Source organism: Arthrobacter sp. zg-Y750 (genome assembly GCF_020907365.1).
In the GTDB taxonomy this organism is placed as follows: domain Bacteria; phylum Actinomycetota; class Actinomycetes; order Actinomycetales; family Micrococcaceae; genus Arthrobacter_B.
Map to the genome: position 1 here is coordinate 83304 of NZ_JAJJOC010000012.1, position 26404 is coordinate 109707.

Here is a 26404-nt window from a genome sequence, read left to right on the forward strand (position 1 = left end):
GCAATTGGGCTTCGATTGCGGATAGGTTCGGTCCTACCAGCAGAGCCGCTGACAGCGGTACGTCGTCGTCCGGGAGTCCCTTTTGAACCTCAAGCCCCTGACCGAAGCCGAGCGTACCCGGGCCCGGGAAAAAGCCACTGCCGCCCGGGCCGTACGGGCCGAGGTCAAGTCACGCATCAAGTCCGGTGACCTCAGTATTGAAGAAGTGATCCTCTCCCGTTCGGGGGAGGAGGCCGTAGGCCGGCTGAAGGTCATGGACCTGCTCCGCGCCCTGCCCGGTGTAGGGGAGCGCCGCGCAGCTGGAATAATGGCTACGGTAGGTATAGCGCCCACCCGCCGTGTCCGGGGGCTGGGCGTGCATCAGCGCAAGGCGCTGATCGAGCTGCTGGAGAACCACTAGGTTTCGACCGCTGCAGTCTTTCAGCGCATTTATCACGAGTGAATGAGGTTTACGTGTCGCAACCGCGGCTGACAGTTCTTGCAGGTCCAACCGCAGTTGGCAAGGGCACTGTGTCCACCTATATCCGGGACAATTATCCCGAGGTCTGGCTTTCCGTCTCAGCCACCACCCGGGCACCCCGGCCCGGCGAGGAAGACGGCGTGCACTACTTCTTCGTCAGCGCTGAAGAGTTCGACGCCATGATTGAACAGGACCAGATGCTCGAGTGGGCCGTTGTCCACGGCCGCAACCGCTACGGCACCCTGCGCCGCACCGTGGAGGCCGCCATGGCCGATGGCCGCAGCGTTCTCCTGGAGATTGACCTGCAGGGCGCACGCCAGGTCAAGAAGTCCATGCCGGAGGCGAATTTCGTGTTCCTGGCCCCGCCCAGCTGGGACGAAATGGTACGCCGTCTGGTGGGCCGGGGTACCGAAACCCCCGAAGAGCAGCAGCAACGGCTGGAAACCGCTAAACTGGAACTTGCTGCCGAGTCCGAGTTCGATCACACCGTCATTAATGATGACGTCCAGCGGGCTGCAGCTGAGCTCGTATCACTCATGGGAATCAGTCCGCGCCAGCGCTGACAAACCTCGAATCCCGTTCAAGAATTTTGGAGAACCCTGTGTCTGAAGGCATCATCAACCCGCCGATCGACGACCTGCTCGAAGCCGCCGATTCCAAGTACGCGCTGGTCATCTACGGTGCCAAGCGCGCCCGCCAGATCAATGCCTACTACTCCCAGCTCCATGAGGGGCTGTTCGAGTATGTTGGCCCGCTGGTCGAAACCAAGCTGAACGAAAAGCCGCTGTCCATCGCCCTGCGCGAGATCAACGACGGCATGCTTGTGGTGCGCCCGAGCGAAACCGCCGAGTAGACAGCACCACCAACGGGGGAAGGCAGCAGCGTGCGCGTAGTTCTGGGCGTTGGCGGCGGAATTGCCGCGTACAAAGCCGCGTCGCTGCTGCGGTTGTTTACCGAAGCCGGGCACAACGTCAGCGTTGTGCCCACTGAATCCTCCAAGCAGTTTGTCGGAGTTGCCACCTGGGAGGCACTGTCCGGCAACACCGTTTCCTCTTCGGTCTTTGACGAGGTGGAGAAGGTCAACCACGTTCGGCTGGGCCATGAAGCCGATCTGATTGTGGTGGCCCCCGCCACGGCGGACCTGCTGGCGCGCGCCGCCTCGGGGCAGGCCAATGACCTGCTGACAAATACGCTGCTGATGGCCAGGGGCCCGGTGGTGTTCGCACCTGCCATGCACACCGAAATGTGGGCCCATCCCGCCACGGCGGCCAACGTGGCGACCCTGCGCAGCCGCGGCGCCGTGGTCTTGGAACCGGGCGTCGGCCGCCTGACCGGCAAGGACTCGGGTCCGGGGCGGCTGCCCGAGCCCGAAGCGATCTACGCTGCCGCGTTGGCCGCGGTGGAGCCGGGCCCGCTTTCCGGTACCACTGTAACCATCACCGCCGGCGGCACCCGCGAACCCCTGGACCCGGTCCGTTTCCTGGGCAACCGTTCCTCCGGCAAGCAGGGGACCGCTCTGGCCTCGGCCGCCCTTGCCGCAGGCGCCAAGGTGCGCCTCATCGCCGCCCACATGGACGTCCCGGCCCCTGCCGGCGTCGAACTGGTTTCCGTGGAGACCGCGCTGGACATGCGTGCGGCAGTCCGCGAGGCTGCCGCCAGTTCGGACGTGCTGATCATGGCCGCGGCCGTGGCAGACTTCCGTCCGGACCGGACGGTGGAAACCAAAATCAAAAAGAGCGACGACGTCCCCGACCCTGTGATTACCCTGGTCCGCAACCCCGATATCCTGCGCGAACTGGTGCAGGACCGGGATGCGTCCGCCACCGCCGCACCGCGGCTTATTGTCGGGTTCGCCGCCGAGACCGGTGACGCGTCAGCCGACGTCCTGGAATACGGCCGCAAGAAACTGGCCCGGAAGGGCTGCGACCTGCTGGTGCTGAACCGGGTGGGCCGGTCCCTGGTCTTCGGTCAGGACGAAACCGAGGTGACGATTCTCTCACCGCAGGACTCGGACCTGGAGCCGGCCGGAACCATCGCCGGTACCAAATCCAAGGTCTCGGCGCGCATCATCGCACGGATTGCCGGCGAACTGGCTGCCCGCCGGTCCTGACCCCGCGGCCGGCCGGGTCCGGGAGTGTCCGGGGTGGCCGGTAGAGTAAATGCTGTGACTTCTACTTCTGCCTCTCCCAAGACGCAGTCCAACCTGCGCCTTTTTACCTCGGAATCCGTCACTGAGGGCCACCCGGACAAAATCTGCGACCAGATCAGTGACGCCATCCTCGACGGACTGCTCAAGGTGGACCCCGAGTCCCGGGTAGCTGTTGAAACCCTCGTGACCACCGGCCTGGTCCATGTTGCCGGTGAGGTGACCACCGAGGGCTACGTCGAAATCCCGCAGTTGGTCCGCGACACCATCCTGGACATCGGCTACGACTCTTCCGCCAACGGCTTCGACGGTGCGCGCTGCGGTGTGTCCGTCTCCATTGGCCAGCAGTCCCCGGAAATCGCCTCCGGCGTGTTCAACTCCCTGGAAAACCGCACCGGCAAGGTGGTGGACCCGTACGACGCCCAAGGCGCGGGGGACCAGGGCATTATGTTCGGCTACGCCAGTGATGAAACCTCGGTGCTGATGCCCACGCCCATCTGGCTGGCGCACCGGCTCTCCGAGCGCCTGACCAACGTCCGCAAGGACGGCACCCTCCCGTACCTCCGCCCGGACGGCAAGACCCAGGTCACCATTGGCTACGACGGCGACCGCCCAGTGTCCGTTGATTCCGTGGTGGTATCCACCCAGCACGCCGCAGACCTGGACCTTGAGCAGCTGCGGGCCGACATGGCGGCGTACGTCATTAATCCCGTGCTGGCCGGCAGTGACCTGGACGTCTCCAACGTGCAGCACATCATCAACCCGGGCGGCCCGTTCGTCATCGGCGGCCCCGTGGGAGACGCGGGCCTGACCGGCCGCAAGATCATTGTGGACACCTACGGCGGATTCGCCCGCCACGGCGGCGGCGCCTTCAGCGGCAAGGACCCGAGCAAGGTGGACCGTTCAGCGGCCTACGCCATGCGCTGGGTGGCCAAAAACGTGGTCGCCGCCGGCCTGGCCCGGCGTGCGGAAATCCAGATTGCCTACGCCATCGGCATGGCCCGCCCCGTAGGCATCTACGTGGAGACCTTTGGGACCGAAACCGTTGACCCGGCCCGGATCGCCGACGCCGTCCAGGAGGTCTTCGACCTCCGCCCGCTGGGCATCATTAACGGCCTGGACCTGAAGCGCCCCATCTACCAGCGAACCGCCGCGCACGGCCACTTCGGCCGCGAGGATGAAGGGTTCACCTGGGAGCGCAAGGACAAGGTCGAGGACCTCCGCAGCTACTTCAACGTGTAGCCGGCATGGCAGCGGACCAGTCCGGAGAGGCCGTGCAGCTGTCGCTGCTGCACGGCTTCACGCCGCCGGCCAAGGCAGTGGGCAAGGCCCAGCCGGCGCCTGCCCTGCCGATAGCGCGCGTCTTGCTGGACTCGCCGCTGCCGCACCTGGACCGGCCGTTCGACTATCTGGTTCCCGTGGAGCTCGACGCCGACGCGGTGTCCGGTGCCCGGGTCAAGGTCCGGTTCGGCGGGCAGGAGCTGCCCGGGTTCATCACCGAACGGACCGCGGAAGCGGATACCACGGCCCGGTTGATGCCGCTGGGTAAGGTCATTTCCCCGCAGCCGGTGCTCACCCCGCAGATCCTTCGCCTGGCTGAAGCGGTGGCGGCACGGTACGCGGGCACGGTGCACGATGTGCTGCGCGTCGCCATTCCGCCGCGGGCGGCCCGTGTGGACAAGGAATTCACGGCACGCAAGAACGCGGCGGCCGACGGCGAAACTGCTACGCCGGCCGCACCGGGTAAGGCTGACGGACCGGAAGGTGCCGGAGCGAATCCGCTGGCACGTTATCCGCACGGCCCCCGCTTCCTCACCCACCTAGCTGCCGGCCACAGTCCGCGCGCGGTGCTCTCCTCGCTGGGCGGATACGGACCGCAGGACTGGCCTGCCGAAATCGCCGAAGCCGTCCGGTCCACGCTGATTTCCGGGCGCGGGGCCGTAGTGGTGGTGCCCGACAACAAGGACCTGGCCCGGCTTCAGGCTGCCCTGACCGCACGCATCGGAGCCGACGCGTTTGTGCGGCTGACTGCGGAGGACGGTCCCACCCCGCGCTACCGCAGCTTCCTAAAGCTGCTGCACGGTGAAGTCCGGGTTGCTATCGGCACCCGGTCAGCTGCCTACGCACCCGTAACGGACCTTGGCTTGGCCGTGCTCTGGGACGACGCCGATGACCTGCATGCCGAGCAGCGCGCTCCCTACCAGCATGCACGCGATGTCCTGCTGCTGCGCACCGAACTGGAGAACTGTGCGCTCCTGCTTGCCTCGCATTCGCGCAGCACCGAAGCCCAGCGGCTGGTTGCCAGCGGCTGGGCCGCCGGGATCGCGGCCGAGCGCTCCACCGTCCGCGGGCACGCGCCCCGCGTGGTCAGCACCTCGGACTCCTTCACCATGGAACGGGATCCGTTGGCGGCCCGGGCCCGGATTCCGCATACAGCGTGGAAGGCCGCCCAGGACGGGCTGACCCGCGGTCCGGTGCTGGTCCAGGTGGCACGTACCGGTTTCTCTCCGGCCCTTGCCTGCCAGGACTGCCGGGAACCGGCGCGCTGCCGGCACTGCTCCGGTCCGTTGGGGCTGGCCAGCCGAAACGGCATTCCTGCCTGCCGCTGGTGCGGGCGCCCGGAGCCTATGTGGCACTGCGGCAACTGCGGCGGAACACAGCTGCGCGGTTCCACTGCCGGCGCGGGACGCACTGCCGAGGAGCTGGGGCGCGCCTTTCCTTCCACCACGGTCATTTCATCGGCTGGGGACCATGTGCGGGCCGAGATCCCTGATGCGCCTGCACTGGTGGTTGCCACGCCCGGAGCCGAACCGGTTGCGGCCGGCGGATACGCGGCGGCCATCCTGCTGGACGGTAACGCGATGCTCTCGCGGGAGTCCCTGCGTGCCGGGGAAGATACCCTGCGGCGCTGGTTCAGCGCCGCCGCGCTGGTTCGTCCGGCGGGGGAGAAGGGACTGGTGGTGGTGACGGCCGACGACGGCACAACCGTTGGGCACCTGCTGCGCTGGGACCCTGCGGGGGCAGCGGAGCGCGAACTGACGCTGCGGCAGGAACTAGGCCTGCCTCCTGCTGTACGGTATGCGGAGCTGACCGGTTCGCGTGAGGCACTGGAAGCCTTTAGTACCCGGCTGGACCTGCCTCAGGGGGTCCGTTCCATTGGTCCTGCACCGCTTCCCTCCGCAGGTCTTCCGGGCGGCGTCCAGGACAGCGGACCGGAGGCCGGGCAGCTGGGCGGAGCCGGCGGCAGGTACCGCACGCTGCTGTTCTTCCCCTATGCTGCGGCCCCGTCCATCACGGCGTCGTTGCGGTCCGTCAAGGCCGCAGCATCCGCGCGGCGCACGGGGGACCCGGTGTACGTGCGGGTGGACGGCACCGACATCCTTTAAGCCGCTACAGCAGTTCACACAGGACGGCGCAGCCCGCCAGCAGCACGAGGAGCGATAGCTGCGCGGCGTTGCCCAGCCTGGCAAGCCTTCCGAGAAGTCCGCGGGGCACCCCGTGGATCATCCAGCCGGGCCGATTGACTTTGGGAATATGCACAGGCCATCCCTTCTTCCTCGAGGCGGCGACTAGGAGGAGTCCCTTCCAGTATCCAGCCGGCCACGGAACGGTCCCTAACCGGAGCGGCGTGAACTTGGCAACAACCGCGTACAAGAGCGGGGTCCCGGGAGAGTTCCCGGGACCCCGCTTGGTTTTCACGCGCTGACGGCCTCGTGTGCCTCGGCGTCACGGGCTTCGCCTGCCTGCACCGCGATCTTCCTCGGCTTGGCCCGCTCGCTCACCGGGATGGTTACGCTCAGGACACCGTTCTCGTAGCTTGCGGAGATCTTCTCGGTGTCGAGTCCCTGCCCCAGGTTCAGCTGGCGCAGGAACGAACCGCTTTCCCGTTCACGGGTGAGCCACTTGACGCCTTCGGCTCCGTGCAGCGTGCGCTGGGCCCGGATGGTCAGCAGCTGGCCGTCGATATCAACGTCGATGGATCCGGGATCGATGCCCGGCAGGTCGGCGGCCAGGACATAGTGGTCGCCCTGCCGGTAAAGGTCCATCGGCATGCCGCGGAGCGTTCCTTCACCGCGCAGTGCCTGTGCCATCCGGTCGAGTTCCTGGAACGGATCAAACTTCATAGCCATGTGGTATCAACTCCTCCATTCGATCGCTTGATTCAAGCGTTGTTCTGCGTTTGTTGTGCGTTTGTTGTGCAATTGTTCCAAAGCTGAGTGAGCATCACTCAACTTGCGGAAGCAGATTAGCACTCCACGGGTCGGAGTGCCAACTACTTTTTCGGCGGCACAGGTGACGCAGGCGCGGGAATTCAGAGCGCAGGTTTGAGCGTGGTTTCCACCCAGGCCGCGAAGCTTGTTTCGGTAACCCGGTGCGGGTCTCGGACCTGCACGTCGTAAATGCCGTTGTTCTGGGCGGTCCCCATGTCCGCTAGGCCCTGAACCCAGCCTTCACTCATGCCGTATTGGAGGAGCGTCGACCGGTAGGTATCGGAGCTGACCTGCGCAAAGTGCACGGGCCGGCCGATACTGTCCGAGATAATCCCTGCCATCTTCCGTGGGGTGAGCAGGTCCGGCCCCACCACGGGTAACGACTCCTGCCCCGTCCAGGTCCGGTCTGTCAGCAGTCCCACCGCAACACGGGCGATGTCGGGGGTCGCGACGGTCAGCAGTACTTTGTCCTGCTCGTTGGGCAGGGGGAGTATCCCGTGGTCCTTGATGGATGAGCGGTGGTTCAGGAGGTTGTCCATAAAGAAGGGCATGGCCAGGGAGCGGGTGTGCACGCCTGTTGCGTTGATGATCCCTTCCGCCTCCAGGGCAGCGGAGAGGTGCCCGGCCTCTGCCGTATACCCCCGCCCGAGGGTGGATACCACGACCGCACGCTTGACCCCTGTTGCGGTAATTGCAGCCGCCGACGCCGCGGCGAACCCGCGGTAGTGGCTCCGTACATTCGCTGCATGGACATCTGGCGGGGTGATGTGGAGTACGGCATCCGCCCCCTCGTAGGCAGCCATGGCGACCTCAGGGTTGCCGTGCGAACCCGCGAACACCTCGACGTTTTCGGCGATGCCGTCCGGCAGCGCCGCGGGGTTCCGGGCAATAACCCGCACGGACTGGCGCTCCGCGAGCAGGCCCTGAACTACTGCGTGCCCGATCTGGCCGGTTGGTGTGGTGACTACAATCATGGTTTCCTCCGAAAATGGGCATCCTGCTTGGCAGGACTGGAACCGGAGTTCCGGTTCCGCTTTGGTGTGCGCCACAATACGGAACTACAATTCCGTTTGTCAAAGGAGTGCCACATTGAATGATTCTTTACGCGCCGATGCGCGAAGGAACCGGCAGAAAATCCTGGCTGCAGCCAGGGAGCTGTTCGCCAGCCACGGCAACGATGTCCACATGGACAGAATTGCTGCCCATGCCGGCGTCGGCATAGGTTCCCTTTACCGGCACTTCTCCAACAAGCAGGAGCTGCTCACGGCGATTGTGCAGGAACGATTCGGCGGCATGTCTGAGCTCGCCCGCTCGGCGGAGGCCATCGAAGACCCCCGGGCGGCATTTGAGGCCGTGCTGGTGGGCTACCTGGAAGCCGCGGACGACGACGCCGGCTTCCAGCTCGCCTTGCTCGGTTCCGGGCCTTTCGAATGGGAGGGCGTCCAAGCCGAGAAGACGGAGTTTGCCCGCATCGTCACCCGGATCATCCGCAGGGCCGCTGACTCCGGTGCCGTGCGCGGGGATCTGACCTGGGACGACTTTCCGGTGATCACCTGCGGGATTATGTCGACCATGTATTTCCAGCCCGGAGGCGCCGATTGGCGCCGGCATCTGACCCTTGTCCTGGAGGGGCTGGGATAGCCTGCGGCCCCGCACTACCCCTGCCGGCGAGCCAGCCAGTCGTACACCAGCCGGGCTGTGTGCCGTCCGTGGATGCGCAGGAGGGGACTGGTGTCGACGTCGGGTTGGCTGCCCCAGTGGATCATGTAGTTCAGCAGGGCTGCCAGCAAGGCATCAATATAGGCGTCCGGCACGTCCCGGGTGAGTTCGGACCGGCGCAGCCAGGCATCGGCGTCGATACCGTCGGCCCGGCCGTAAGGCAGCACCCCCACCCAGTCGATCCAGGGTGCACCGGTGCCCAGGAAATTCCAGTCGCAGAACAGCGCACGTCCGTTGCTGATGAGGATATTGTCGGCGCGCAGATCGCCGTGCAGGACGGCGTCTCCGGCCAGTGCCTCGGGACACAGGTCCAGTGCTTCCTGGAACCCGCCGGCCTCTTCAGCGCTGAGCCCGGGCAGGAACCACGGCGGCTCTCCGCCGTCGGCCACCGCCTTGAACCGGGTCGGAATCAGGGCCATATCTTCGGCAACCGGTGTTCCGCCTTCGGAACGCGGGAAGCCGGCGAGCAGTGCTGCGGCAGTGACGCAGGCGGTTTCGACGGCGGCAACATCCGCTTCGGTCCAGGGTTGGCCCGGCATCCGTCCGGGCACGGCCTCGTACACCAGCACCTGCCAGTGAATGCCGTCGGCCACCAGCCGTTGCACACTGCGCAGGGCAGGCATAGGCATCCCCGGGAGCAGCAGGGGAACCACCTGGGACTCGCGGAGATAGGAAGGGTAGATGAAGGCGTCCGACGCAGCGGCCGCCTTGGCGAAGATACGGTCCCCGCTCTTGTTCCCGAGCACCGCAGCGAAGCCGGGGGTGAACCCGCCGCCTGCCGGCTCCACCAGTGACACCCCGCCGTCAAGGGAAGCGGCAATGCTGTCCCGGACAGCAGCAGGAAGCCGGCCCCAGGGGAGACGGCGTGCGGTTCGGCGGTAATCGGGAATAGCCAGGGGTTCCTGCATGGCCACAGCCTACGGGAGGGGGCGGCAACCTGCCGCCAGCTGCTGCAGCCGGGCGACAGGCGCCAGCAGCCCCGAAGGCAATTAAGTTGTACACAACTGAGTTGTGTCCTACGGTGGAAGGCATGAACGAATCGCTGCAGCGCCAGGTCTGCTTCTCGCTGTACTCAGCCTCACGGGCCGCCACCGCGCTGTACCGTCCGATGCTCGAGGAACTTAAGCTGACCTACCCGCAGTTCCTGGTAATGACGCTGCTCTGGGAACAGGACGGCCAGAGCGTGAGTGACCTGGGGCAGTCCCTGGAACTGGACTCGGGCACGCTCTCTCCGCTGCTCAAGCGGCTGGAAGCGGCGCAGTTGCTTCAGCGCCGCCGGGCCGTTGAGGACGAGCGCCGGGTCCGCGTCTACCTCACAGATGCAGGACGCGCCCTGGAACAGAAATCCCACGACCTTCCGGACCGTGTCGCAGCATCCGCCGGCCTGGATCCGGAGGAACTGCGCAGCCTCCAGGAAACCCTCGCCAAGGTCAATGCCGCGCTGCGGCAGTCCGTGGCCAAAGCCCAACAGTCCATCCACCCCAACAGTTAGGACCTCTCCATGAGCACGTACCCCGAAACAGGCCGTGAAATCCAGCTTGCCTCCCGCCCCGAGGGCTGGCCCGCAGATGAGAACTTCCGCTTGGCCGAAGTGCCGGTCCCTGAACTGCAGGACGGCCAGGTGCTGGTCCGTAACCTGCACATGTCCGTGGACCCCTACATGCGCGGACGCATGAATGACGTGAAGTCCTACGTCCCGCCGTTTAAGCTCGACGCCGCACTCGAGGGCGGTGCAGTCGGCGAGGTCATTCAGTCCCGCTCGGATGACCGCAAGCCCGGCGACATAGTGCTCCACGGCCTTGGCTGGCGGGACTACGCGGTGCTGGACGGCCGCCGCACAAAGGTCATTGACACGGATCTGGCACCCGCCAGCGCCTACCTGGGTGTACTGGGAATGCCCGGACAGACCGCTTACATCGGCCTGACCAAGGTGGGGGAGTTCAAAGAAGGGGATGTGGTTTTCGTCTCGGGTGCCGCAGGCGCCGTGGGATCCCTCGTAGGCCAGATCGCCAAGGCGCTGGGAGCGAAGAAGGTCATCGGCAGCGCCGGTTCCGCGGAAAAGGTCCAGCGGCTGCTTGACCTCGGATTCGACGAGGCGTTCAACTACCACGAGGGCCCCGTCAAGGACGCCCTGAAGAAGGCAGCCGGTGCGGACGGTATCGATGTCTACTTCGACAATGTTGGCGGCGAACATCTCGAAGCAGCCCTCTCAGTGATGAACAAGGGCGGCCGGGTCGCAATGTGCGGGGCCATCTCCCAGTACAACGACAAGGGCGCCGCCACCGGACCCCGCAACCTTGCCATCGCCATCGGCAAGGAAATCACGCTGCGCGGCTTCATCGTCGGCAGCTACAGCCAGTATGTCGACGAGTTCAACACCGTGATGGGCGGCTGGCTGCGGGACGGCGCGGTCAGCTACGACGAAACCTTCGTGGACGGTCTGGAGAACGCACCGCAGGCCTTCATCGACCTGATGAAGGGTGCCAACAAGGGCAAGATGGTCGTTAACCTCTAACGGCAGGCGCTAACGACGACGTCGGCGGCCGGGGAACAGGCGTACAGCCTCCCCGGCCGCTGCCATCAGCTGCCGCGCGGAAGCCGCCCATCCGTAGTCGCCCGCCCGCTGCAGGCCGGCGTCGGACGCCTTCTGCCAGCGCTCCGGCACCGCCAGCTCACGGACGGCACCGGCGAACGCGGCCGGGTCGTCCGGATCCACCAGCAGGGCCGCGCCGCCGGATACCTCCCGGAAAATCGGAATGTCGCTGGCCACCACCGGGGTGCCCACCGCCATTGACTCGATCACCGGCAGCCCGTAGCCCTCGGCCTTGGACAGGGTCACCAGGGCCGTTGCCCGCCGCAGCAGGTGATCGTATTCCTCATCGGTCACCCCGTTGTGGAACCGCACCTGCGCCCCGGCCGGAACCAGGGCCTCCAGTTCCGTCCGCCGTGCATCGCTGATCCGGCTGAGCAGGTGCAGCGTGAACCCGGGCAGGTGCTCCATGCCGCGGATAACCGTTTCCACATTCTTGTACGGCATAAACGAACCCATATACAGCAGCGACGGTTCCGCAGGGGCATCCGCCGTCCGCGGCACGGCACCTGGCTGCGGTGCATTGGCAAGGATCCGGACCGGCCGCCTGGTCAGCCGGTGCTGCTCCATCAGCGCCCGCGTGGTCTCGCTGATGGTGGCAACGACGTCGGCCCGGTTCAGCAGGAGCCGCTGCGGCCAGTACGCCAGGTGGTACAGCCGCCACAGGGCACGCACCGGCAGCGGCAGGAACGACGGCGGGGCGGGGTTCTGGTAGTAGATCAAGTCGTGCAGGGTAAGGATCAGCGGGTACTTCCGTCCCCAGCTGCCCATGGTCTGCATGGGGCAGAACACCGCATCCGCCCCCAGCCGGTTGATCCGCCGGGCCACAAACAGTTCGGCGGGGGACAGGGGACTGTTGATCCTGACCCACGGCAGGTCCGGCAGCAGGGCCAGCTGCCGCTCGTCCGAAATCAGCATCAGGACATCGGCGTGTTCACTGACCGCTTCGATCATGCTGGCGCCGTAGCGGCTGATCCCGTCGTGGTGGTCCGTGCGGGTAAACCGGGCGTCGATGGCCAGCCGCATCCTCATGTGTGCCTCCGGGACAGGAAATCTTCGATTATTGCTGCCGCTTCGGCCGGTTTTTCATAGTGCACCAGATGCCCCACCCCGGGAAGGATGTGCAGCTCAGCGTCTGGAATCATAGCCGCCAGCTTCCGCTGGCCCTTCACGGATCCGAGGTCGTCCTGTTCCGCAGCGATCAGCAACACCGGCATCGCCAGCTGCGCGGCGACGTCGCGCACCGTGGCGGAGATGGAGGCCCGGAACGCGTCCAGGACCACCGCGCGGTTGGCGAAGGCACTGAAATACGCATCATGCTGGCCGTGGATCCAGCGGCGCAACCCCGGATCACGGGTCTTGGCCATCATGATGCTCATGCCGCGGACAATCAGCGGGCTGCGCAGCAGTGCCATGCCGGGCCTCTCCGGCAGGGCGGCACTGGCCCGGTAGTACAGCTCCGCCGCCTTGCTGGTGATGCCCTTGGGTCCCTCCAGGGCAGGCTCACAGATGGGGTTGACCAGCACCAGTTCGCTGATCAGCTCCGGGGACTGTGCCGCGAGGTGCGAGGAGATGATCGAACCGAAAGAGTGGCCCAGCAGCACCGTGTCCGGGCCCAGGTCCAATGCGGCGAGGGCCTCCCGGACAAAGGAGGCGTAGGCCGGAACATCGTGCCGGCCGGGCAGGGCGGAGCCAATGCCGAACCCGGGAAGGTCGGGCACCAGGACCCGGTGGCGGGGGAGGGATTCCACTATGCGGAGCAGCCCGTGGTGGTCGCCGCGGAAGCCGTGGACCATCAAAACGGGAGGTGCGCCGGCGTCGTCGAGCGGGCTGAAGTCCCAGCAGAACTGCTCGGTGCCCGCCACGGTAAAGGAGCGGACGACGGCGTTGCGCGCCAAGGTCACGGCCGAAGCGGACATCAATTGACCTCATCCGGATGGGAGCCGGACCGCTGGCCGCGGTCCAGGCCGTTAATCGCCTGCCGGTGCGCGTCCGTCAGCTCGAAGGAGAACAGGTCCAGGTTCCCCGCAATCCGCTCCGGGCTGCTGGCCTTGGGGATCACCACGTTGCCCTGGTCCAGGTGCCAGCGGAGGATGACCTGCGCCGGGGTCCGGCCCAGTTCGCCCGCTATTTGCCCGATGACCGGGTCGGCCAGGACGGCACCGCGTCCCAGCGGACTCCACGCCACCGTGCGGATGCCCAGCTGCTCATGGAGTTCGCGCAGTTCCTGCTGTGCCAGCCACGGGTGCAGCTCAATCTGGTTCACGGCCGGAACAATTCCGGTGGCATCCATCAGCTGCTCCAGGTGTGCCGGCTGGAAGTTCGAGACGCCGATCGCCCGCACCCGGCCGGAGGCGTACAGGCTTTCAAGGGCCCGGTACGTTTCAATGAACAGGCCTCGCCGGGGGCAGGGCCAGTGGATCAGGTAGAGGTCCAAGTAGTCCAAGCCGAGCCGCGCGAGGGAGTCGTCGAAGGCCTGCAGGGTGGAGTCGTAGCCTTGGTCCGTATTCCAGACCTTGGAGGTGACAAAAATGTCCCCGCGGGCGGCGCTGCCGCTGTCCGTGAAGGTATTGACGGCCTCGCCCACCCCGGTTTCATTGCCGTACAGGGCGGCAGTGTCCACATGGCGGTAACCGGTGTCGAACGCGGTCAGGCACAGGCCGGCCGCGCTGTCTTCCGGAACCTTGTAGGTGCCGAAGCCGATTTGGTCCATCAGGACGCCGTTATTGAGCTCGATTCGAGGTGCCGGCTGCATAAGATGACTTTACCGAGGTGGGCGCCCGCCAGCCGAATCGGACCTGACTACCTGTTTTGCCGTGCTGTAATTGGCGTGCCGCCAAAGAGGTCCGCTAAGGTAATGGCGCTTCTTGCAAAAGATTGGTTGCATAGAACCAAAGAAATCCGCCCACCCGTCTGGGGCGCGGAATGCCACAAATGATCGGAGGAGTCGATGGTGACTCTGGGAGAAGTTTTTATCAGTGAGCTGGCGGGAACCGCCATCCTCATCATTCTTGGCTGCGGTGTCGTAGCCAACGTTGCCCTGGCCAAGACGAAGGGTGCCGGCGGCGGTTTCCTGATGGTCAACTGGGGTTGGGCCATCGGTGTGTTTGCCGGTGTCTACGCTGCCGCCATTTCCGGCGCACACATCAACCCGGCCGTCACCGTGGGCCTGTGGGCCAGCGGTGCCGATGAATTTGCCCCCGGTGTCGAGGTGTCCTTCGGTGCGGCCCTGACCTACTTCGCGGGCCAGATGGCCGGCGCCATTATTGGTGCCTTCGTCGCATGGCTGGCGTACAAGAAGCAGTTCGACGACGAACCCGACGCCGCCAACATCCTGGGCGTTTTCTCCACCGGCCCGGCCATCCGTTCCTACGGCTGGAACCTCGTTACCGAAATTATCGGCACCTTCGTGCTTGTTTTTACGATTATTGCCTTCGCAGGTACACCGACCGAACTGGGTCCGCTGGCCGTGGCGCTGGTAGTGCTCGGCATCGGTGCCTCCCTCGGCGGCCCCACCGGCTACGCCATCAACCCGGCACGTGACCTCGGTCCGCGCATCGTCCACGCCTTGCTGCCCATCCGGCACAAGGGCAACAGCGACTGGGCCTACGCCTGGGTCCCCGTGGTGGGTCCGCTGATCGGCGGCGCCCTGGGCGGCCTCCTCGGCGCCCAGATTCCCCTCCCGGAAATTTCGCTGTAGCGCACCGGCCGCCGCCCGCGGTCACCCATATACCCCCACCGCAAGGAGCAGAAACAATGCCTGATAATCCCAGGTACATCATCGCCATCGACCAGGGCACCACCAGCAGCCGGGCCATCGTCTTCGACCACGACGGAAACATCGTTTCCACGGGCCAGAAGGAACACGAGCAGATCTTCCCGCACGCCGGCTGGGTCGAGCACGATCCGCAGGAAATCTGGACCAACGTCCGCGAAGTAGTCGGCACCGCCCTCTCCAAGGCGAACCTGACCCGGCACGACATCGCCGCCGTCGGCATCACCAACCAGCGCGAAACCGCGGTGGTCTGGGACAAGAACACCGGCGAGCCCGTATACAACGCCATTGTCTGGCAGGACACCCGCACGCAGCCCATCGTTGACGAGCTGGCACAGAACGGCGGCCTGGACCGCTTCAAGAACACCGTGGGCCTGCCGCTGGCAACGTACTTCTCCGGCACGAAGATCAAGTGGATCCTGGACAATGTTGAAGGGGCCCGCGAGCGGGCCGAGGCGGGGGACCTCATCTTCGGCAACACGGATTCCTGGATCGTCTGGAACCTGACCGGCGGCCCCGACGGCGGCGCGCACATCACCGATGTGACCAACGCTTCGCGGACGCTGTTCATGAACCTTGAGACACTCACCTGGGATGAGGACATCCTCAAGGAATTCGGCGTGCCTAAGTCCATGATGCCCCAGATCCGTTCCTCGTCCGAGGTCTACGGCATGGTTGCCGGGTCGCAGCTGCTCCGCGAAACCCCGGTCGCCGGCATCCTGGGCGACCAGCAGGCCGCCACCTTCGGTCAGGCCGCCTTCGCCCAGGGTGACGCCAAGAACACCTACGGCACCGGCTGCTTCCTGATCTTCAACACCGGCGAGGAGATTGTCCGTTCCGAAAACGGCCTGATCACCACCGTGGCCTACCAGCTGGGCGACGCCAAGCCGGTGTACGCACTGGAAGGTTCCATCGCTGTCACCGGTTCGCTGATCCAGTGGCTGCGCGACAACCTGGGCATGATCAACAGCGCCCCGGAAATCGAGGAACTGGCCCGCCAGGTGGACGACAACGGCGGCGTGTACATCGTTCCGGCGTTCTCCGGCCTGTTTGCCCCGTACTGGCGTTCCGATGCCCGCGGTGCCATGGTTGGCCTGACCCGCTACGTGAACAAGAACCACATTGCCCGCGCCGCGCTGGAAGCCACCGCTTTCCAGACGCGCGAAGTGCTGGACGCCGTGAATGCCGACTCCGGTGTTCCGCTGACCGAACTTCGCGTGGACGGCGGCATGGTTGCCAATGACGCCCTGATGCAGTTCCAGGCCGACATCCTCGGCGTGGACGTGGTGCGTCCCAAGGTCATCGAGACCACGGCCCTGGGTGCGGCCTACGCCGCCGGCCTGGCCGTTGGATTCTGGAACGACACTGACGAGCTTGGACGCAACTGGGATGAAGGCAAGCGCTGGAGCCCCGCCATGGAAGATGCCGAGCGCGAACGGCAGATGCGCAACTGGAAGAAGGCCGTCACCAAGACCTTCGACTGGGTTGACGCTGACGTGAACTGATACCACGCAAAGCATGACGCAGAAGGCCCCGGCGGTTACCGCCGGGGCCTTCTGCGTTGTGCCGCGCAGGCGGCAGTGTGGCGAGTTCTCCATGTGGCCGGAAACCCCGACTACCCGGGACACCGCCATCGCCAGGAGCGGGCAACAGCGGCTGCGACATCGCGGTGGACGCCACTCGGGCCCGGGAAGCGCAGGAAGCCACTGAAGCTGCCGGTCAGAAGTACGACAGGCCGTTGGTCTTGAAAGGCAGTCCCAGGCCCCCGGCCACTTCTTCCAGCAGCTCCGGGCAGAAGAAATAGACCTTCGTCTCCGCAATCAGCGGCACGCCTTCCGCGGCACGCATCCGGACGACGTCGGCCACCACTTCCGCTGCGTCAGGGCTGTCCTTGGGCCGTTCCCAGAGGAGGATGACCTCCTCGCCGTCGAACTCGTGCACGGTGGCCCGGTAGATCTCGGGCGCCTCCGGGCCGAAGGTGTGGTCCAGGGAACCGGTGCGGATTTCCTCGTGTCCGGTTTCGCTGACATTGCCCACCACCTCCGTGCGGCCGTTCGCCAGGAACAGGCTGACCATGGCCTCAATGTCGTAGGAGTTGAACGCATCCGCCAGCCGGCGCAGCAGTTCGGCGTGCCCGGCCGAAGGCACCGCCACAGCCGCGGGACCGCCGGACGAGCCGTCGGAATGCGACGGCGCCTCCTGGGCAGCCGCCAGCGTGTTCCGGCCGCGGTGCAGGGCCGATTTCACTGCACCGGCGCTGGTATCCAGGACGTCCGCGGTTTCGGCCAGTGAATAGCCGAATACGTCCTTGAGGACCACGCAGGCACGTTCCTTCGGTGGCAGGACATCCACCAGCCGGCGGAGGGCGGCCTCCACCGCCACGGCGGTGAGCGGATCGGCGACGCCGTCGTCCGCGCGGTCCATCTCCGGGGCGCTGAAGTCCGCCACAGTGTTCCTGGTGCTGCGCCGGACGGTGTCCAGCCAGGTGTTGGTGGCTATGCGGATCAGCCACGCCTGCAGGTTCCGGATCGGTTCGTGCCGCTGGGACGCCTCGGCCAATGCCTTGGTCAGGGTTTCCTGGAGCAGGTCTTCGGCGTCCCACACGTTCCCCGCCAGGCTTCGGCAGTAACGGTAAACGGAAGGGCGGACCGGCTCCAGGGCGAGCAGGAAATCGCGCCGGACCTGCCGCAGTTGGCGCGGAATGCCACCCAGTCCCGCACTGCCGCTTTCCGTGCCCGCCAATGACACTGCAGGGTTTGTATCCACTGGCATTTCGCTCCTTTTTACAGGCCGCCCCCGGCGGTCCTGAACCAACAATGGCATTGCGCCACAGCCTTTAACCGGTAGACGCACGGAGCAGGGGAAAAGATACGCTGCCGGGCAGAATTTCCCCCTGCGGCTCACCCCGGCATCCTGCTTCCGGAGCGCACGCTCTGTTGTAAAGTGGAGAAATGAGCGCAGTACTCCTCCTTAGCTAGCCGCGCACCGTCTGTGCGCGGCCGCCCCTTGCTTGTCGAGGGGCTTTTGTGTGTCTGGGGAGGACCAGGTTTCCGGTGCATCGGCCCGGAGCGCGGATCAAGATTTTTTCATTCAGGACAGAGGCGAAACATAGTGAGCACGCAGTCACAGACTGATCAGCAGGAAGAGGCCGTCTACAGTTTCGCGGCCATCGAACAGAAATGGCCGAAGGTCTGGGAGGACCTTGGCGTTTTCACCCCTGCCGATGACGGCTCCCGCGAACGCCGCTACGTGCTGGACATGTTCCCTTACCCCTCCGGCGACCTGCACATGGGGCACGCCGAAGCGTTCGCGATGGGCGACGTCGTTGCCCGGTACTGGCGCCAGCTCGGTTATGACGTGCTGCACCCGATCGGCTGGGACTCCTTCGGCCTGCCGGCTGAAAACGCCGCCATCAAAAACAATGCGCACCCCAGCGACTGGACCTACCGCAACATTGAAACGCAGGCGGAATCCTTCAAGCGCTACGCCATCAGCGTTGACTGGTCCCGCCGCATCCACACCTCCGACCCGGAGTACTACCGCTGGACCCAGTGGCTGTTCACCCGGTTCTACGAGCGCGGGCTGGCCTACCGCAAGAACTCCCCGGTCAACTGGTGCCCGAAGGACCAGACCGTGCTGGCCAACGAGCAGGTAGTCAACGGCGCCTGTGAACGCTGCGGCACCCAGGTCACCAAAAAGTCCCTGAACCAGTGGTACTTCAAGATCACCGAGTACGCGGACCGGCTGCTCGATGACATGGAGCAGCTCAAGGGGCACTGGCCCGAGCGCGTGCTGGCCATGCAGAAGAACTGGATCGGCCGCTCGGAGGGCGCCCACGTCCGCTTCGCGATCGAGGCTGCCGAGGGCAAGCCCGAGGAACAGGTCACCGTTTTCACCACCCGCCCGGACACCCTGGCCGGTGCCACCTTCTTCGTGGTGGCTGCAGACGCTCCGCTGGCGGTTGAGCTGACCACTGACGGGAACATGGATTCCCTGCTGGCCTACCGCGAGCAGGTAAAGGCTCTCTCGGACATCGAACGCCAGTCCACCGAACGTACCAAGACCGGCGTCTTCACCGGCCGCTACGCCGTGAACCCGCTCAACGGGGAGAAGCTGCCCGTCTGGGCCGCGGACTACGTGCTGGCCGACTACGGCACCGGCGCCATCATGGCCGTGCCCGCGCACGACCAGCGCGACCTGGACTTCGCGAAGACCTTCGACCTGCCCGTGCGGGCGGTCCTGGACACCGGCGAAGAAGATCCCGCCGTCAGCGGCACTGCCACCACCGGCGAAGGCACCCTGATCAACTCCGGCGCCCTGGACGGCCTGCCGAAGTCCGAAGCGATTCCGGCCGCCATCGCCATGCTCGAAGAGCAGGGCACGGGCGAGAAGTTCGTGAACTTCCGGCTGCGCGACTGGCTGCTCTCCCGCCAGCGGTTCTGGGGCACCCCCATCCCCATCATCCACTGCGCCGAGTGCGGCGAGGTTCCGGTTCCGGATGACCAGCTGCCAGTCACCCTGCCCACCGGGTTGAAGGGCGAAGCCCTGGCCCCCAAGGGCACCTCGCCGCTGGCCTCCGCCGAGGAATGGGTCAACGTCGCCTGCCCCAAGTGCAGCGGCCCGGCCAAGCGCGACACCGATACCATGGACACCTTCGTGGACTCGTCCTGGTACTTCATGCGCTTTGTATCCCCGCATTTCACCGACGGACCCTTTGATCCGGAGGCGGCGAAGAACTGGATGCCGGTCGGACAGTACGTGGGCGGTGTCGAACACGCCATCCTGCACCTGCTCTACGCACGGTTCTTCACCAAGGTGGTCCACGACATGGGCCTGCTGGAAACCAGCGAACCGTTCGGTTCGCTGCTGAACCAGGGCCAGGTCCTCAACGGCGGCAAGGCCATGTCCAAGTCGCTGGGCAACGGTGTGGACCTGGGCCAGCAGCTGGACAAGTACGGCGTCGACGCCGTGCGGCTGACCATGATCTTCGCCTCGCCGCCGGAAGACGACGTCGACTGGGCCGACGTCTCGCCGTCGGGCTCCGCTAAGTTCCTGGCCCGCGCCTGGCGCCTGGGGCAGGACATTACGAGCGAACCGGGCATCGACTACTCCGGCGGTGACAAGAAGCTGCGGTCGCTAACGCACCGGACCGTCGCCGAGGCCACCGAACTGCTGGAGAACAACAAGTTCAACGTGGTGGTGGCGAAGCTGATGGAACTGGTCAACGCCACCCGCAAGGCCATTGATTCCGGTGCGGGCGGCGCCGATCCGGCAGTGCGCGAAGCTGCCGAAGCCGTGGCCGTGATCCTGAGCCTGTTCGCCCCGTACACAGCGGAGGATCTGTGGAGCCTGCTGGGCCGCGAAGCCTCCGTGGTGAACGCCGGCTGGCCCACGGTCGACGAGTCGCTGCTGGTGCAGGACACGGTGACCGCCGTGGTCCAGGTCCAGGGCAAGGTCCGGGACCGGCTCGAGGTTGCCGCGGACATCTCCGAGGAGGACCTGCGCGAAGCCGCGCTGGCGTCCGAGGCAGTGCAGCGGACCCTTGACGGGCGCGGCATCCGAACCGTTATTGTACGGGCGCCGAAACTCGTCAACATCGTCCCGGCCTAGGCCCCGGACAACCATGGACTGGCTGGAACGGCTCGCATCGCGGGCCAAGGGACGGCAGCGGGAAACCGCCGCCGTCCCCGGGCCGTCCGTGGGAGTGGTGACGGATTCCGCTGCCGCCCTGCCCCGGGGGTGGGCGGACGCAGCCAAGGTGGCACGGTTTGTGCGGGTTGTTCCCATGCCGGTCATGATCGGAGACCAGATTTACGGTGAGGGATCCGAGGAACTGATCCCTTCCCTGGCCATGGCCCTGGCCCAGGGACACGAGGTGCGCACTTCACGGCCGGCGCCGGGCCGGTTTGAGGCGGCCTACGCCGAACTGGCTGCTGCCGGATGCAGCTCCGTAGTGTCCGTCCACCTCTCCGGCCAGCTGTCCGGCACAGTGGACTCCGCGCGGCTTGCCGCCCGTTCGGCAGCTGTTCCCGTGGAGGTTATCGACAGTGCGACGGCGGCCATGGGACTCGGTTTTGCCGTTGCCGCAGCAGCCGAAAGCGCCCGTGCCGGCTGTCCGCCCGAGGCCGTGGCTGCCTGCGCCCGGGCAGTGAGCGCGGATTCGAACATCCTCTTCTATGTGCCAAGCCTGGACCAGCTGCGGCGCGGCGGGCGTATCGGGGCGGCAGCCGGCTGGCTGGGGACCCTCTTCGCCGTGAAGCCGATCCTCGTGGTCCGCGACGGGAAGGTCCTGCCGCTGGAACGCGTCCGGACCGCCCCGAAGGCACTCGCCCGGCTCGCCGAACTGGTGCAGCAGGACATCGCCGCGCGGACCGGGAAGGTCCGTGCGGCCGTGCACCATTTCGGCAATGCCTCCGAAGCCGAACGGCTGGCCGGCCTCATCGGGGCAGCTTCACCCGAAGTCGAGATCCTTATCTGCCCGCTTCCTGCGGTTCTTGCCGCCCACGTGGGGCTGGGAGTACTGGCGGTCGCGGTTGTCGGGGACCGTGCGCCCATCTCGGGTGAGCGCGGGGCACTTGCCGCACCGGTCAGCGCACCGCCGGAGTCGCCGGAGTCGCCGTCGTCCTGAGGGGCTTCCTCCACAGGGGCGCCGGCGTCCCGGGCGCAGCGACGGAAGCCCCGGTTGCAGGCACGCGGAGAGCTGGATGGGCCGTTTTCCACCTAGCTTTTTCCCATGGCACAGCACCGATGGGAAACCACCTGGCAGGGGAGCGAACCGGAACCGGACCTGCCGGCTACTCCCGAGAACGCAGAGGATGCACCCGATGATTCTCCCGGCACGCGACGCCGGTGGGCCTTCACGCTGCCCGCCGCAGTACTGGCGGTGTGCCTGCTGCTGGGATGCGGGGCAGCCGTGTATCTGCTCAGGGACCGGAATCCGGTACCGGTTGCGTCCGTTGATCTTGAGGAGCCGGATGCCTCAACGCAGCCACCTGTTGGCGCCGGCAGTTCCGCAACGGGTACGGCACCGGCACCGGATGCCCCCGCAGAAGCCCGCCACGTGTCCGGGCCGGCAACAGCGTCCGGTGGGGCCGGCGTAGTAGTGGTTCACGTCGCGGGAGCTGTCCAACGCCCCGGGGTGGTCCGCCTGGAGGCCGGAAGCAGGATTGTGGATGCCGTTGAGGCAGCCGGCGGTTCAGCGGCGGATGCCGACCTTGCAGCGGTGAACCTGGCTGCAGTGCTGGAAGACGGTGCCATGGTGCTGGTGCCCCGTCTCGGCGAGGCTGCTCCGCCCGCAGCTGGAACGGCAGCGGAGCGCGGAGGGGGTAGCGGGGGAGTGCCTGGGATTAGCGGCGGTACTGGGGCGGGTGCCGGCGCGGCTCCCGGAGCCGGTTCCCCGGTCAACCTCAATACCGCCGACTCCGCGCAGCTGCAGGAGCTGCCGCGGGTGGGGCCGGTGCTGGCCGAACGGATCATCGCGTGGCGGACCGAGCACGGACGCTTCAGCCGGCCGGAGGATTTGGACGCGGTGCCCGGCATTGGGGAAGCCATGATGGCGGCGCTCCTGCCCCTGGTCACGGTTTAGCAGCTTCGGCATGGGTCAAAGGGGCACCTGGGACCGGTATGTGGCTTCCGCCTTGGGATCAGTATCAGCTGCGCCTGCTCCCGCTGTGGCAGCCGCACGTTCGCCGGCCAGGAATCAGCGCGGACAAAAGACAACCGAACCGCCGGCGCGGGTGCTGGAACTGCGGCTTCTGCCAACTGCCGCCGCAGCCTGGGCTGCTGCCTTCTGCGCAGTGCGGCTTGCCCCGGAAACCGGTTTGCTGCTGGCTGCTGCGGCAGCTGCTGGGAGTATTGCGGGGCTTGCCCTGGCAGCGCGCCGGCGGGCGGGCGGTGCTGCTCTCCTGCGGGGCGCCGCCGTGCCGATGGCCGCTGCAGCGCTTGTCTGTGCCGGAGCTGCCGGTGCTTTGACCGAGCGCAGCAGCGGTCCCGTTTCCGGTCTCATCGCCGGGGAAAGGTCAATCAGTGCTGACTTCCGTGCTGTGTCCGATGCCCGGCCGGCCGCAGCAGACCGCTTCACCGGGCAGTCCCGGTACCTTGTTGACGCAGTCGCCGAAACCGCCGCTGCGGACGGTAAGCGTTTCGGAACATCAGCGCCCATCCTCGTAGTGGGCGGTGAAGAATACGCCGCGATCCGCTGGGGCGACCGGTTCAGCAGTGCCGGAACCCTGCAGAAACTGCAGCCCGGAGACCGGAACCTTGCGCTGATGCGTGCAGCCACAGATCCTGACATCCATCCGGGAGGCGGCTGGTACGGGGCAACGGCACAGCTGCGGGACGATTTCGTGCAGGCCGCCGCCCACCGGGGAGTATCCGTGGACGGACTGCTGGCGGGCATGGTGCTCGGCGACCGCAGCACCCTGGACCCGGATCTGAGCCAATCCATGAAGGCTACCGGCCTGACCCACCTGACGGCGGTCTCCGGCGCCAACTGCTCCTACCTGCTGGCCTTCATCTTCCTGGCCGCCAGGGCCGCGCGCCTGCCCCGTGCAGCCGCCGTGCTACTGGCGCTGGCCGGACTGGCGGCGTTTGTCCTGCTGGTCCGGCCCGATCCGAGCGTGCTTCGGGCAGCGGTTATGGGCGGGCTGGGCACCCTGGCGGTGCTATCCGGACGCGGGCGCCTGCCGGTGGCCCTGCTGTTCCTGTCCATCACGGTCCTGCTGTTCATCGACCCCTGGCTTTGCACGAGCTACGCGTTCATTCTGTCGGTCTGCGCCACACTGGGACTGGTGCTCCTGGGGCCGCACCTGCTGCGGGTGCTGTCCCGTCGGCTTCCGCTGTGGTTCGCGGCAGCACTGACGGTGCCGGTCGCGGCGCAGCTGTTCTGCGCCCCGGTCCTGGTCCTGCTCCAGCCGCAATTGCCGGTGTATTCGGTGCCTGCCAATCTGGGGGCTGCACCGGTCGTCCCGGGCGTAACCATCACGGGAATGCTGGCCGTGGCAGTGGTCGGGTTGGCACCGGCCGCTGCCGGAATCCCTTTGGCGGTCGCGGCCGCAGGGGCCTGGTGGGTCGCCGGGACCGCCCGTGCATTCGAATCCGTGCCGGGCGCCCTGGCGCCGTGGCCGGCAGGCGGACCCGGAGCCGTGCTGATGGGGACGGCCGCAGCCGGCGCCGCAGGCGGGATCCTGTACTTGTCCCGGAGGAACCGGCACCACGGGGACCTTCCGCGCCGGCAGGGGCCCTCACTGCCCTGGTTCCGGCACCGGAACGCTAACCGCTGGACCGTTAACCGCTGGAACGTTAACCGCTGGACCGTGGCCGGTGCGGTCATTGTCTTGGTCCTGCCTGCCGGGACGGTTCTGGTTCTACGGGGTGCTGGGGAGGGGCCGGCTGTGCCGGTGAAGGAATGGGTGCTGGCTGCGTGCGATGTGGGGCAGGGCGACGGACTGGCGGTCCGCACCGGGCCGGGGAGCGCCGTCGTTGTGGATGCGGGCGGTGAGCCCGAGGACATGGATAACTGCCTGGACCGGCTGGGCGTGCAAAGCATTGACCTGCTGGTGATAACGCATGCCCATCTGGACCACTACGGCGGCACCGCCGGTGTCCTGTCCGGGCGCAGCGTGCGGGAGATTGGTTATTCCACGGCATCGTCCACGCTGCCCCCGGAACTGGAGAAGGCACTGTCCGGCTCACCGGCGCCCCGAACCCGGTTGAGTGAGGGCATGACGGGTACCGCCGGCATGGTGCGCTGGGAAGTTCTCTGGCCGCCGGAAAAAGCCTCAGGACGGGCAACGGCGGGTGCGGGGGAGGACGATGAGAACAATGCCAGCGCCGTCCTGCTGCTTACTATTGCCGCTGCGGACCCGGGCCGGCCGCCCCTGACAGTGCTTTTGACCGGAGACGCCCAAACGGACGCCGCCGCTGCGGTCCTGGCATCCCACCCCGTCCTGCAGGCCGGAGTGGATGTGCTGAAGGTGGCCCATCACGGTGCCCGCAACGGCGGCGACGGGTGGCTGCGTGCAGCCCATCCGTCGCTGGCGCTGATTTCGGTCGGAGCGGACAACGACTACGGACATCCGGCCCCGCAGATTGTCCAGGCACTGGAAAGCGCCGGCGCAGCTGTAGCACGGACGGATAAGCTGGGGACCGTCCTGGTGGCACGGCGCCAAGACGCCCTCCAGGTCAGCGGGCTGCCGCCGTGACCGGACGGTGGATTGATGGCCTCGGGACGGACACCGGCTCTCCGGAACCGGCGCGGAGCCCTGAGTTGGTGCCCGCGGACCGGCGTGAGAATCTTGGAGGGAGGATATCCGCAGTGCGGGTATGCTCAGATCCACTGATCCCGGCGGGTTCCGCAACCCCGCCGCCAGCACAATCCCAGGAGCACCTGCTGTGAATCCGGCCGTCCCTTCCAAACGCAGCTCCGGCAGCAAAACCTCCTCGCGCACGGTGTCGTGGCGGGAGGTCGAACCGGCCCCGGTTATCCTGCTGGCCGGCCCCGAAGATTACCTGGCGTCCCGGGCCCGGGACCGGCTACGGGCGGCGCTGCGGGAGAAGCAGCCGGACACCGAGCTGGTGCAGTTCGACGCCGCTTCCTACGCCTCGGGGGAACTCACCCTGCAGTCCAGCCCCTCACTCTTCGGCGAAGCCAAACTCATTGAAGCCGTGAACCTGGCCTCCATGAACGAAGACTTCCTCACCGAAACCCTTGCCTATTTAAAGGATCCGTCCCCGGACGCAGTCCTGGTGCTGCACCACAGCGGCGGCAACCGCGGCAAAAAGCTGCTGGACGCCGTGAAGGCTGCCGGTGCTCCGGTGGTGGAATGCCAGCCGTTCAAGAAGGATGCAGAAAAGCTCGAGTTCGTCACCTCCGAATTCCGGTCCGCCCGCCGCCGCATAGATTCGGCTGCCGCCCGCGCACTGGTGAACGCCGTGGGTTCCAGTCTGTCCGAGTTGGCTGCGGCCTGCCAGCAACTGATCAGTGACGCCACCGGCGAGGTCACCGAAGAACTGGTGGAACGCTACTACGGAGGCAGGGTCGAAGCCACGGCCTTCAAGGTGGCAGACGCCGCCCTGGCCGGCCGGGCGGCCCAGGCGCTGTCCATGCTGCGTCACGCACTGGATACAGGAGTCGATCCGGTGCCGCTGGTCGGCGCCCTGGCCATGAAGGTCCGCGCGGTGGCCCGCGTGGTGAACCTGCGCGGTTCCTCCGCGTCCATGGCCAAGGAACTGGGCATGGCACCGTGGCAGGTGGACCAGGCACGCCGGGATGCGCAGAGGTTTTCCTCGGAGTCCCTCATCGAAGCAGTGCAGGCCCTCGCCGAAGCAGACGCCCAGGTCAAGGGCGCCGGACGGGACCCCGTGTACGCGGTGGAACGCGCCGTGACCGTAATTGCCCTGGCGGCATCGGGCCGGTAAAAGCCTGGACTTAAACCAAAGCGCGGCCGGTGCCCCAGGACCCGCCCCCCCGGGACGGGTTGTAAGGTGCTGGGTAGAGCGCGCG

At 66.5% G+C, this 26404-nt stretch carries 24 protein-coding genes; 16 read left to right on the plus strand and 8 right to left on the minus strand.

From position 1 onward, the window contains the following. Positions 1–82 precede the first annotated feature (82 nt). Genes mihF through LOC57_RS07755 form a run of 6 tightly spaced genes read left to right on the plus strand, consistent with a single transcriptional unit; the run spans position 83 to position 5992 of the window. Positions 83–400 carry an integration host factor, actinobacterial type gene (gene mihF, locus LOC57_RS07730; RefSeq protein ID WP_227911475.1) on the plus strand — a complete coding sequence of 106 codons (318 nt, stop codon included), beginning with the start codon at positions 83–85 and terminating at the stop codon, positions 398–400. 53 nt (positions 401–453) lie between these two features. Next, a complete protein-coding gene (gene gmk, locus LOC57_RS07735) occupies positions 454–1023 on the plus strand; it encodes a guanylate kinase (protein WP_227911474.1) in 570 nt (189 codons plus the stop codon). Between the two features lie 26 nt (positions 1024–1049). Next, on the plus strand, positions 1050–1313 hold the full coding sequence (rpoZ, locus tag LOC57_RS07740; RefSeq protein ID WP_227911473.1) for a DNA-directed RNA polymerase subunit omega: 264 nt from the start codon (positions 1050–1052) through the stop codon (positions 1311–1313). Between the two features lie 30 nt (positions 1314–1343). After that, complete coding sequence (coaBC, locus tag LOC57_RS07745) at positions 1344–2570, plus strand: bifunctional phosphopantothenoylcysteine decarboxylase/phosphopantothenate--cysteine ligase CoaBC (protein WP_229959018.1); 1227 nt, start codon at positions 1344–1346, stop codon at positions 2568–2570. Positions 2571–2624: 54 nt separating this feature from the next. Beyond that, on the plus strand, positions 2625–3848 hold the full coding sequence (metK, locus tag LOC57_RS07750) for a methionine adenosyltransferase (RefSeq protein WP_227911471.1): 1224 nt from the start codon (positions 2625–2627) through the stop codon (positions 3846–3848). A gap of 5 nt (positions 3849–3853) precedes the next feature. Next, the gene (locus tag LOC57_RS07755; protein ID WP_229959020.1) at positions 3854–5992 is read left to right on the plus strand and encodes a primosomal protein N'; all 2139 of its coding nucleotides are present in this window, start codon (positions 3854–3856) and stop codon (positions 5990–5992) included. A gap of 4 nt (positions 5993–5996) precedes the next feature. On the opposite strand, the gene LOC57_RS07760 is transcribed toward LOC57_RS07755, so the two are convergent. From LOC57_RS07760 to LOC57_RS07770, 3 genes are all read right to left on the minus strand, one after another. Further along, positions 5997–6146: a hypothetical protein gene (locus LOC57_RS07760; protein ID WP_227911469.1), complete on the minus strand. Its 150-nt coding sequence runs from the start codon at positions 6144–6146 to the stop codon at positions 5997–5999. 155 nt (positions 6147–6301) lie between these two features. Then, positions 6302–6736: an Hsp20/alpha crystallin family protein gene (locus LOC57_RS07765; protein ID WP_227911468.1), complete on the minus strand. Its 435-nt coding sequence runs from the start codon at positions 6734–6736 to the stop codon at positions 6302–6304. A gap of 182 nt (positions 6737–6918) precedes the next feature. Next, entirely contained in the window at positions 6919–7791 is an 873-nt protein-coding gene (locus LOC57_RS07770) for an NmrA family NAD(P)-binding protein (RefSeq protein WP_227911467.1), read from the minus strand. A gap of 115 nt (positions 7792–7906) precedes the next feature. On the opposite strand from LOC57_RS07770, the gene LOC57_RS07775 reads away from it, so the two are divergent. After that, positions 7907–8458, plus strand: a complete 552-nt coding sequence (locus tag LOC57_RS07775) for a TetR/AcrR family transcriptional regulator (RefSeq protein WP_227911466.1) — start codon at positions 7907–7909, stop codon at positions 8456–8458. A gap of 14 nt (positions 8459–8472) precedes the next feature. On the opposite strand, the gene LOC57_RS07780 is transcribed toward LOC57_RS07775, so the two are convergent. Further along, the gene (locus LOC57_RS07780) at positions 8473–9444 is read right to left on the minus strand and encodes a phosphotransferase (RefSeq protein WP_227911465.1); all 972 of its coding nucleotides are present in this window, start codon (positions 9442–9444) and stop codon (positions 8473–8475) included. Positions 9445–9566: 122 nt separating this feature from the next. On the opposite strand from LOC57_RS07780, the gene LOC57_RS07785 reads away from it, so the two are divergent. Both LOC57_RS07785 and LOC57_RS07790 read left to right on the plus strand, forming a co-directional pair. Next, a complete protein-coding gene (locus LOC57_RS07785; RefSeq protein WP_227911464.1) occupies positions 9567–10028 on the plus strand; it encodes a MarR family winged helix-turn-helix transcriptional regulator in 462 nt (153 codons plus the stop codon). Positions 10029–10037: 9 nt separating this feature from the next. Continuing rightward, complete coding sequence (locus LOC57_RS07790) at positions 10038–11051, plus strand: NADP-dependent oxidoreductase (protein ID WP_227911463.1); 1014 nt, start codon at positions 10038–10040, stop codon at positions 11049–11051. Between the two features lie 9 nt (positions 11052–11060). Here LOC57_RS07790 and LOC57_RS07795 read toward each other — a convergent pair whose 3' ends face one another. From LOC57_RS07795 to LOC57_RS07805, 3 genes are read right to left on the minus strand one after another with little or no spacing between them, the layout of a single operon-like run. Beyond that, positions 11061–12152: a glycosyltransferase family 4 protein gene (locus LOC57_RS07795; protein WP_227911591.1), complete on the minus strand. Its 1092-nt coding sequence runs from the start codon at positions 12150–12152 to the stop codon at positions 11061–11063. Between the two features lie 2 nt (positions 12153–12154). Beyond that, positions 12155–13045: an alpha/beta fold hydrolase gene (locus tag LOC57_RS07800; protein WP_227911462.1), complete on the minus strand. Its 891-nt coding sequence runs from the start codon at positions 13043–13045 to the stop codon at positions 12155–12157. Next, positions 13045–13881, minus strand: coding sequence for an aldo/keto reductase (locus tag LOC57_RS07805; protein WP_227911461.1), 837 nt, complete (start codon positions 13879–13881; stop codon positions 13045–13047). The genes LOC57_RS07800 and LOC57_RS07805 overlap by 1 nt, the downstream gene beginning before the upstream one ends. Before the next feature lie 198 nt (positions 13882–14079). Between LOC57_RS07805 and LOC57_RS07810 the strand changes: the two genes are divergently transcribed. After that, positions 14080–14826 carry an MIP/aquaporin family protein gene (locus tag LOC57_RS07810; protein WP_227911460.1) on the plus strand — a complete coding sequence of 249 codons (747 nt, stop codon included), beginning with the start codon at positions 14080–14082 and terminating at the stop codon, positions 14824–14826. A 56-nt stretch (positions 14827–14882) separates the two neighbouring features. Beyond that, positions 14883–16406 carry a glycerol kinase GlpK gene (gene glpK / locus LOC57_RS07815; protein WP_227911459.1) on the plus strand — a complete coding sequence of 508 codons (1524 nt, stop codon included), beginning with the start codon at positions 14883–14885 and terminating at the stop codon, positions 16404–16406. 214 nt (positions 16407–16620) lie between these two features. Here glpK and LOC57_RS07820 read toward each other — a convergent pair whose 3' ends face one another. Then, positions 16621–17667, minus strand: coding sequence for an RNA polymerase sigma factor (locus LOC57_RS07820; RefSeq protein WP_227911458.1), 1047 nt, complete (start codon positions 17665–17667; stop codon positions 16621–16623). A 342-nt stretch (positions 17668–18009) separates the two neighbouring features. Here LOC57_RS07820 and leuS point away from each other — a divergent pair, with 342 nt between their 5' ends. From leuS to holA, 5 genes are all read left to right on the plus strand, one after another. Then, positions 18010–20511, plus strand: coding sequence for a leucine--tRNA ligase (leuS, locus tag LOC57_RS07825; RefSeq protein ID WP_442860136.1), 2502 nt, complete (start codon positions 18010–18012; stop codon positions 20509–20511). 13 nt (positions 20512–20524) lie between these two features. Beyond that, entirely contained in the window at positions 20525–21529 is a 1005-nt protein-coding gene (locus LOC57_RS07830) for a DegV family protein (RefSeq protein WP_229959021.1), read from the plus strand. 105 nt (positions 21530–21634) lie between these two features. Next, a complete protein-coding gene (locus LOC57_RS07835) occupies positions 21635–22486 on the plus strand; it encodes a helix-hairpin-helix domain-containing protein (RefSeq protein ID WP_229959023.1) in 852 nt (283 codons plus the stop codon). Positions 22487–22571: 85 nt separating this feature from the next. Further along, the gene (locus tag LOC57_RS07840; RefSeq protein ID WP_229959025.1) at positions 22572–25103 is read left to right on the plus strand and encodes a ComEC/Rec2 family competence protein; all 2532 of its coding nucleotides are present in this window, start codon (positions 22572–22574) and stop codon (positions 25101–25103) included. A gap of 190 nt (positions 25104–25293) precedes the next feature. Further along, a complete protein-coding gene (gene holA / locus LOC57_RS07845; RefSeq protein ID WP_229959027.1) occupies positions 25294–26319 on the plus strand; it encodes a DNA polymerase III subunit delta in 1026 nt (341 codons plus the stop codon). Positions 26320–26404: the final 85 nt, after the last annotated feature.

Excerpts from the sequence above, each read along its gene's own strand:
- LOC57_RS07755 (WP_229959020.1), top strand. The coding sequence starts at position 3,854 with ATGGCAGCGGACCAGTCCGGAGAGGCCGTGCAGCTGTCGCTGCTGCAC.
- LOC57_RS07765 (WP_227911468.1), bottom strand. The coding sequence starts at position 6,736 with ATGGCTATGAAGTTTGATCCGTTCCAGGAACTCGACCGGATGGCACAG.
- LOC57_RS07770 (WP_227911467.1), bottom strand. The coding sequence starts at position 7,791 with ATGATTGTAGTCACCACACCAACCGGCCAGATCGGGCACGCAGTAGTT.
- LOC57_RS07780 (WP_227911465.1), bottom strand. The coding sequence starts at position 9,444 with ATGCAGGAACCCCTGGCTATTCCCGATTACCGCCGAACCGCACGCCGT.
- LOC57_RS07785 (WP_227911464.1), top strand. The coding sequence starts at position 9,567 with ATGAACGAATCGCTGCAGCGCCAGGTCTGCTTCTCGCTGTACTCAGCC.
- LOC57_RS07790 (WP_227911463.1), top strand. The coding sequence starts at position 10,038 with ATGAGCACGTACCCCGAAACAGGCCGTGAAATCCAGCTTGCCTCCCGC.
- LOC57_RS07795 (WP_227911591.1), bottom strand. The coding sequence starts at position 12,152 with ATGCGGCTGGCCATCGACGCCCGGTTTACCCGCACGGACCACCACGAC.
- LOC57_RS07800 (WP_227911462.1), bottom strand. The coding sequence starts at position 13,045 with ATGTCCGCTTCGGCCGTGACCTTGGCGCGCAACGCCGTCGTCCGCTCC.
- LOC57_RS07805 (WP_227911461.1), bottom strand. The coding sequence starts at position 13,881 with ATGCAGCCGGCACCTCGAATCGAGCTCAATAACGGCGTCCTGATGGAC.
- glpK (WP_227911459.1), top strand. The coding sequence starts at position 14,883 with ATGCCTGATAATCCCAGGTACATCATCGCCATCGACCAGGGCACCACC.
- LOC57_RS07830 (WP_229959021.1), top strand. The coding sequence starts at position 20,525 with ATGGACTGGCTGGAACGGCTCGCATCGCGGGCCAAGGGACGGCAGCGG.
- LOC57_RS07835 (WP_229959023.1), top strand. The coding sequence starts at position 21,635 with ATGGCACAGCACCGATGGGAAACCACCTGGCAGGGGAGCGAACCGGAA.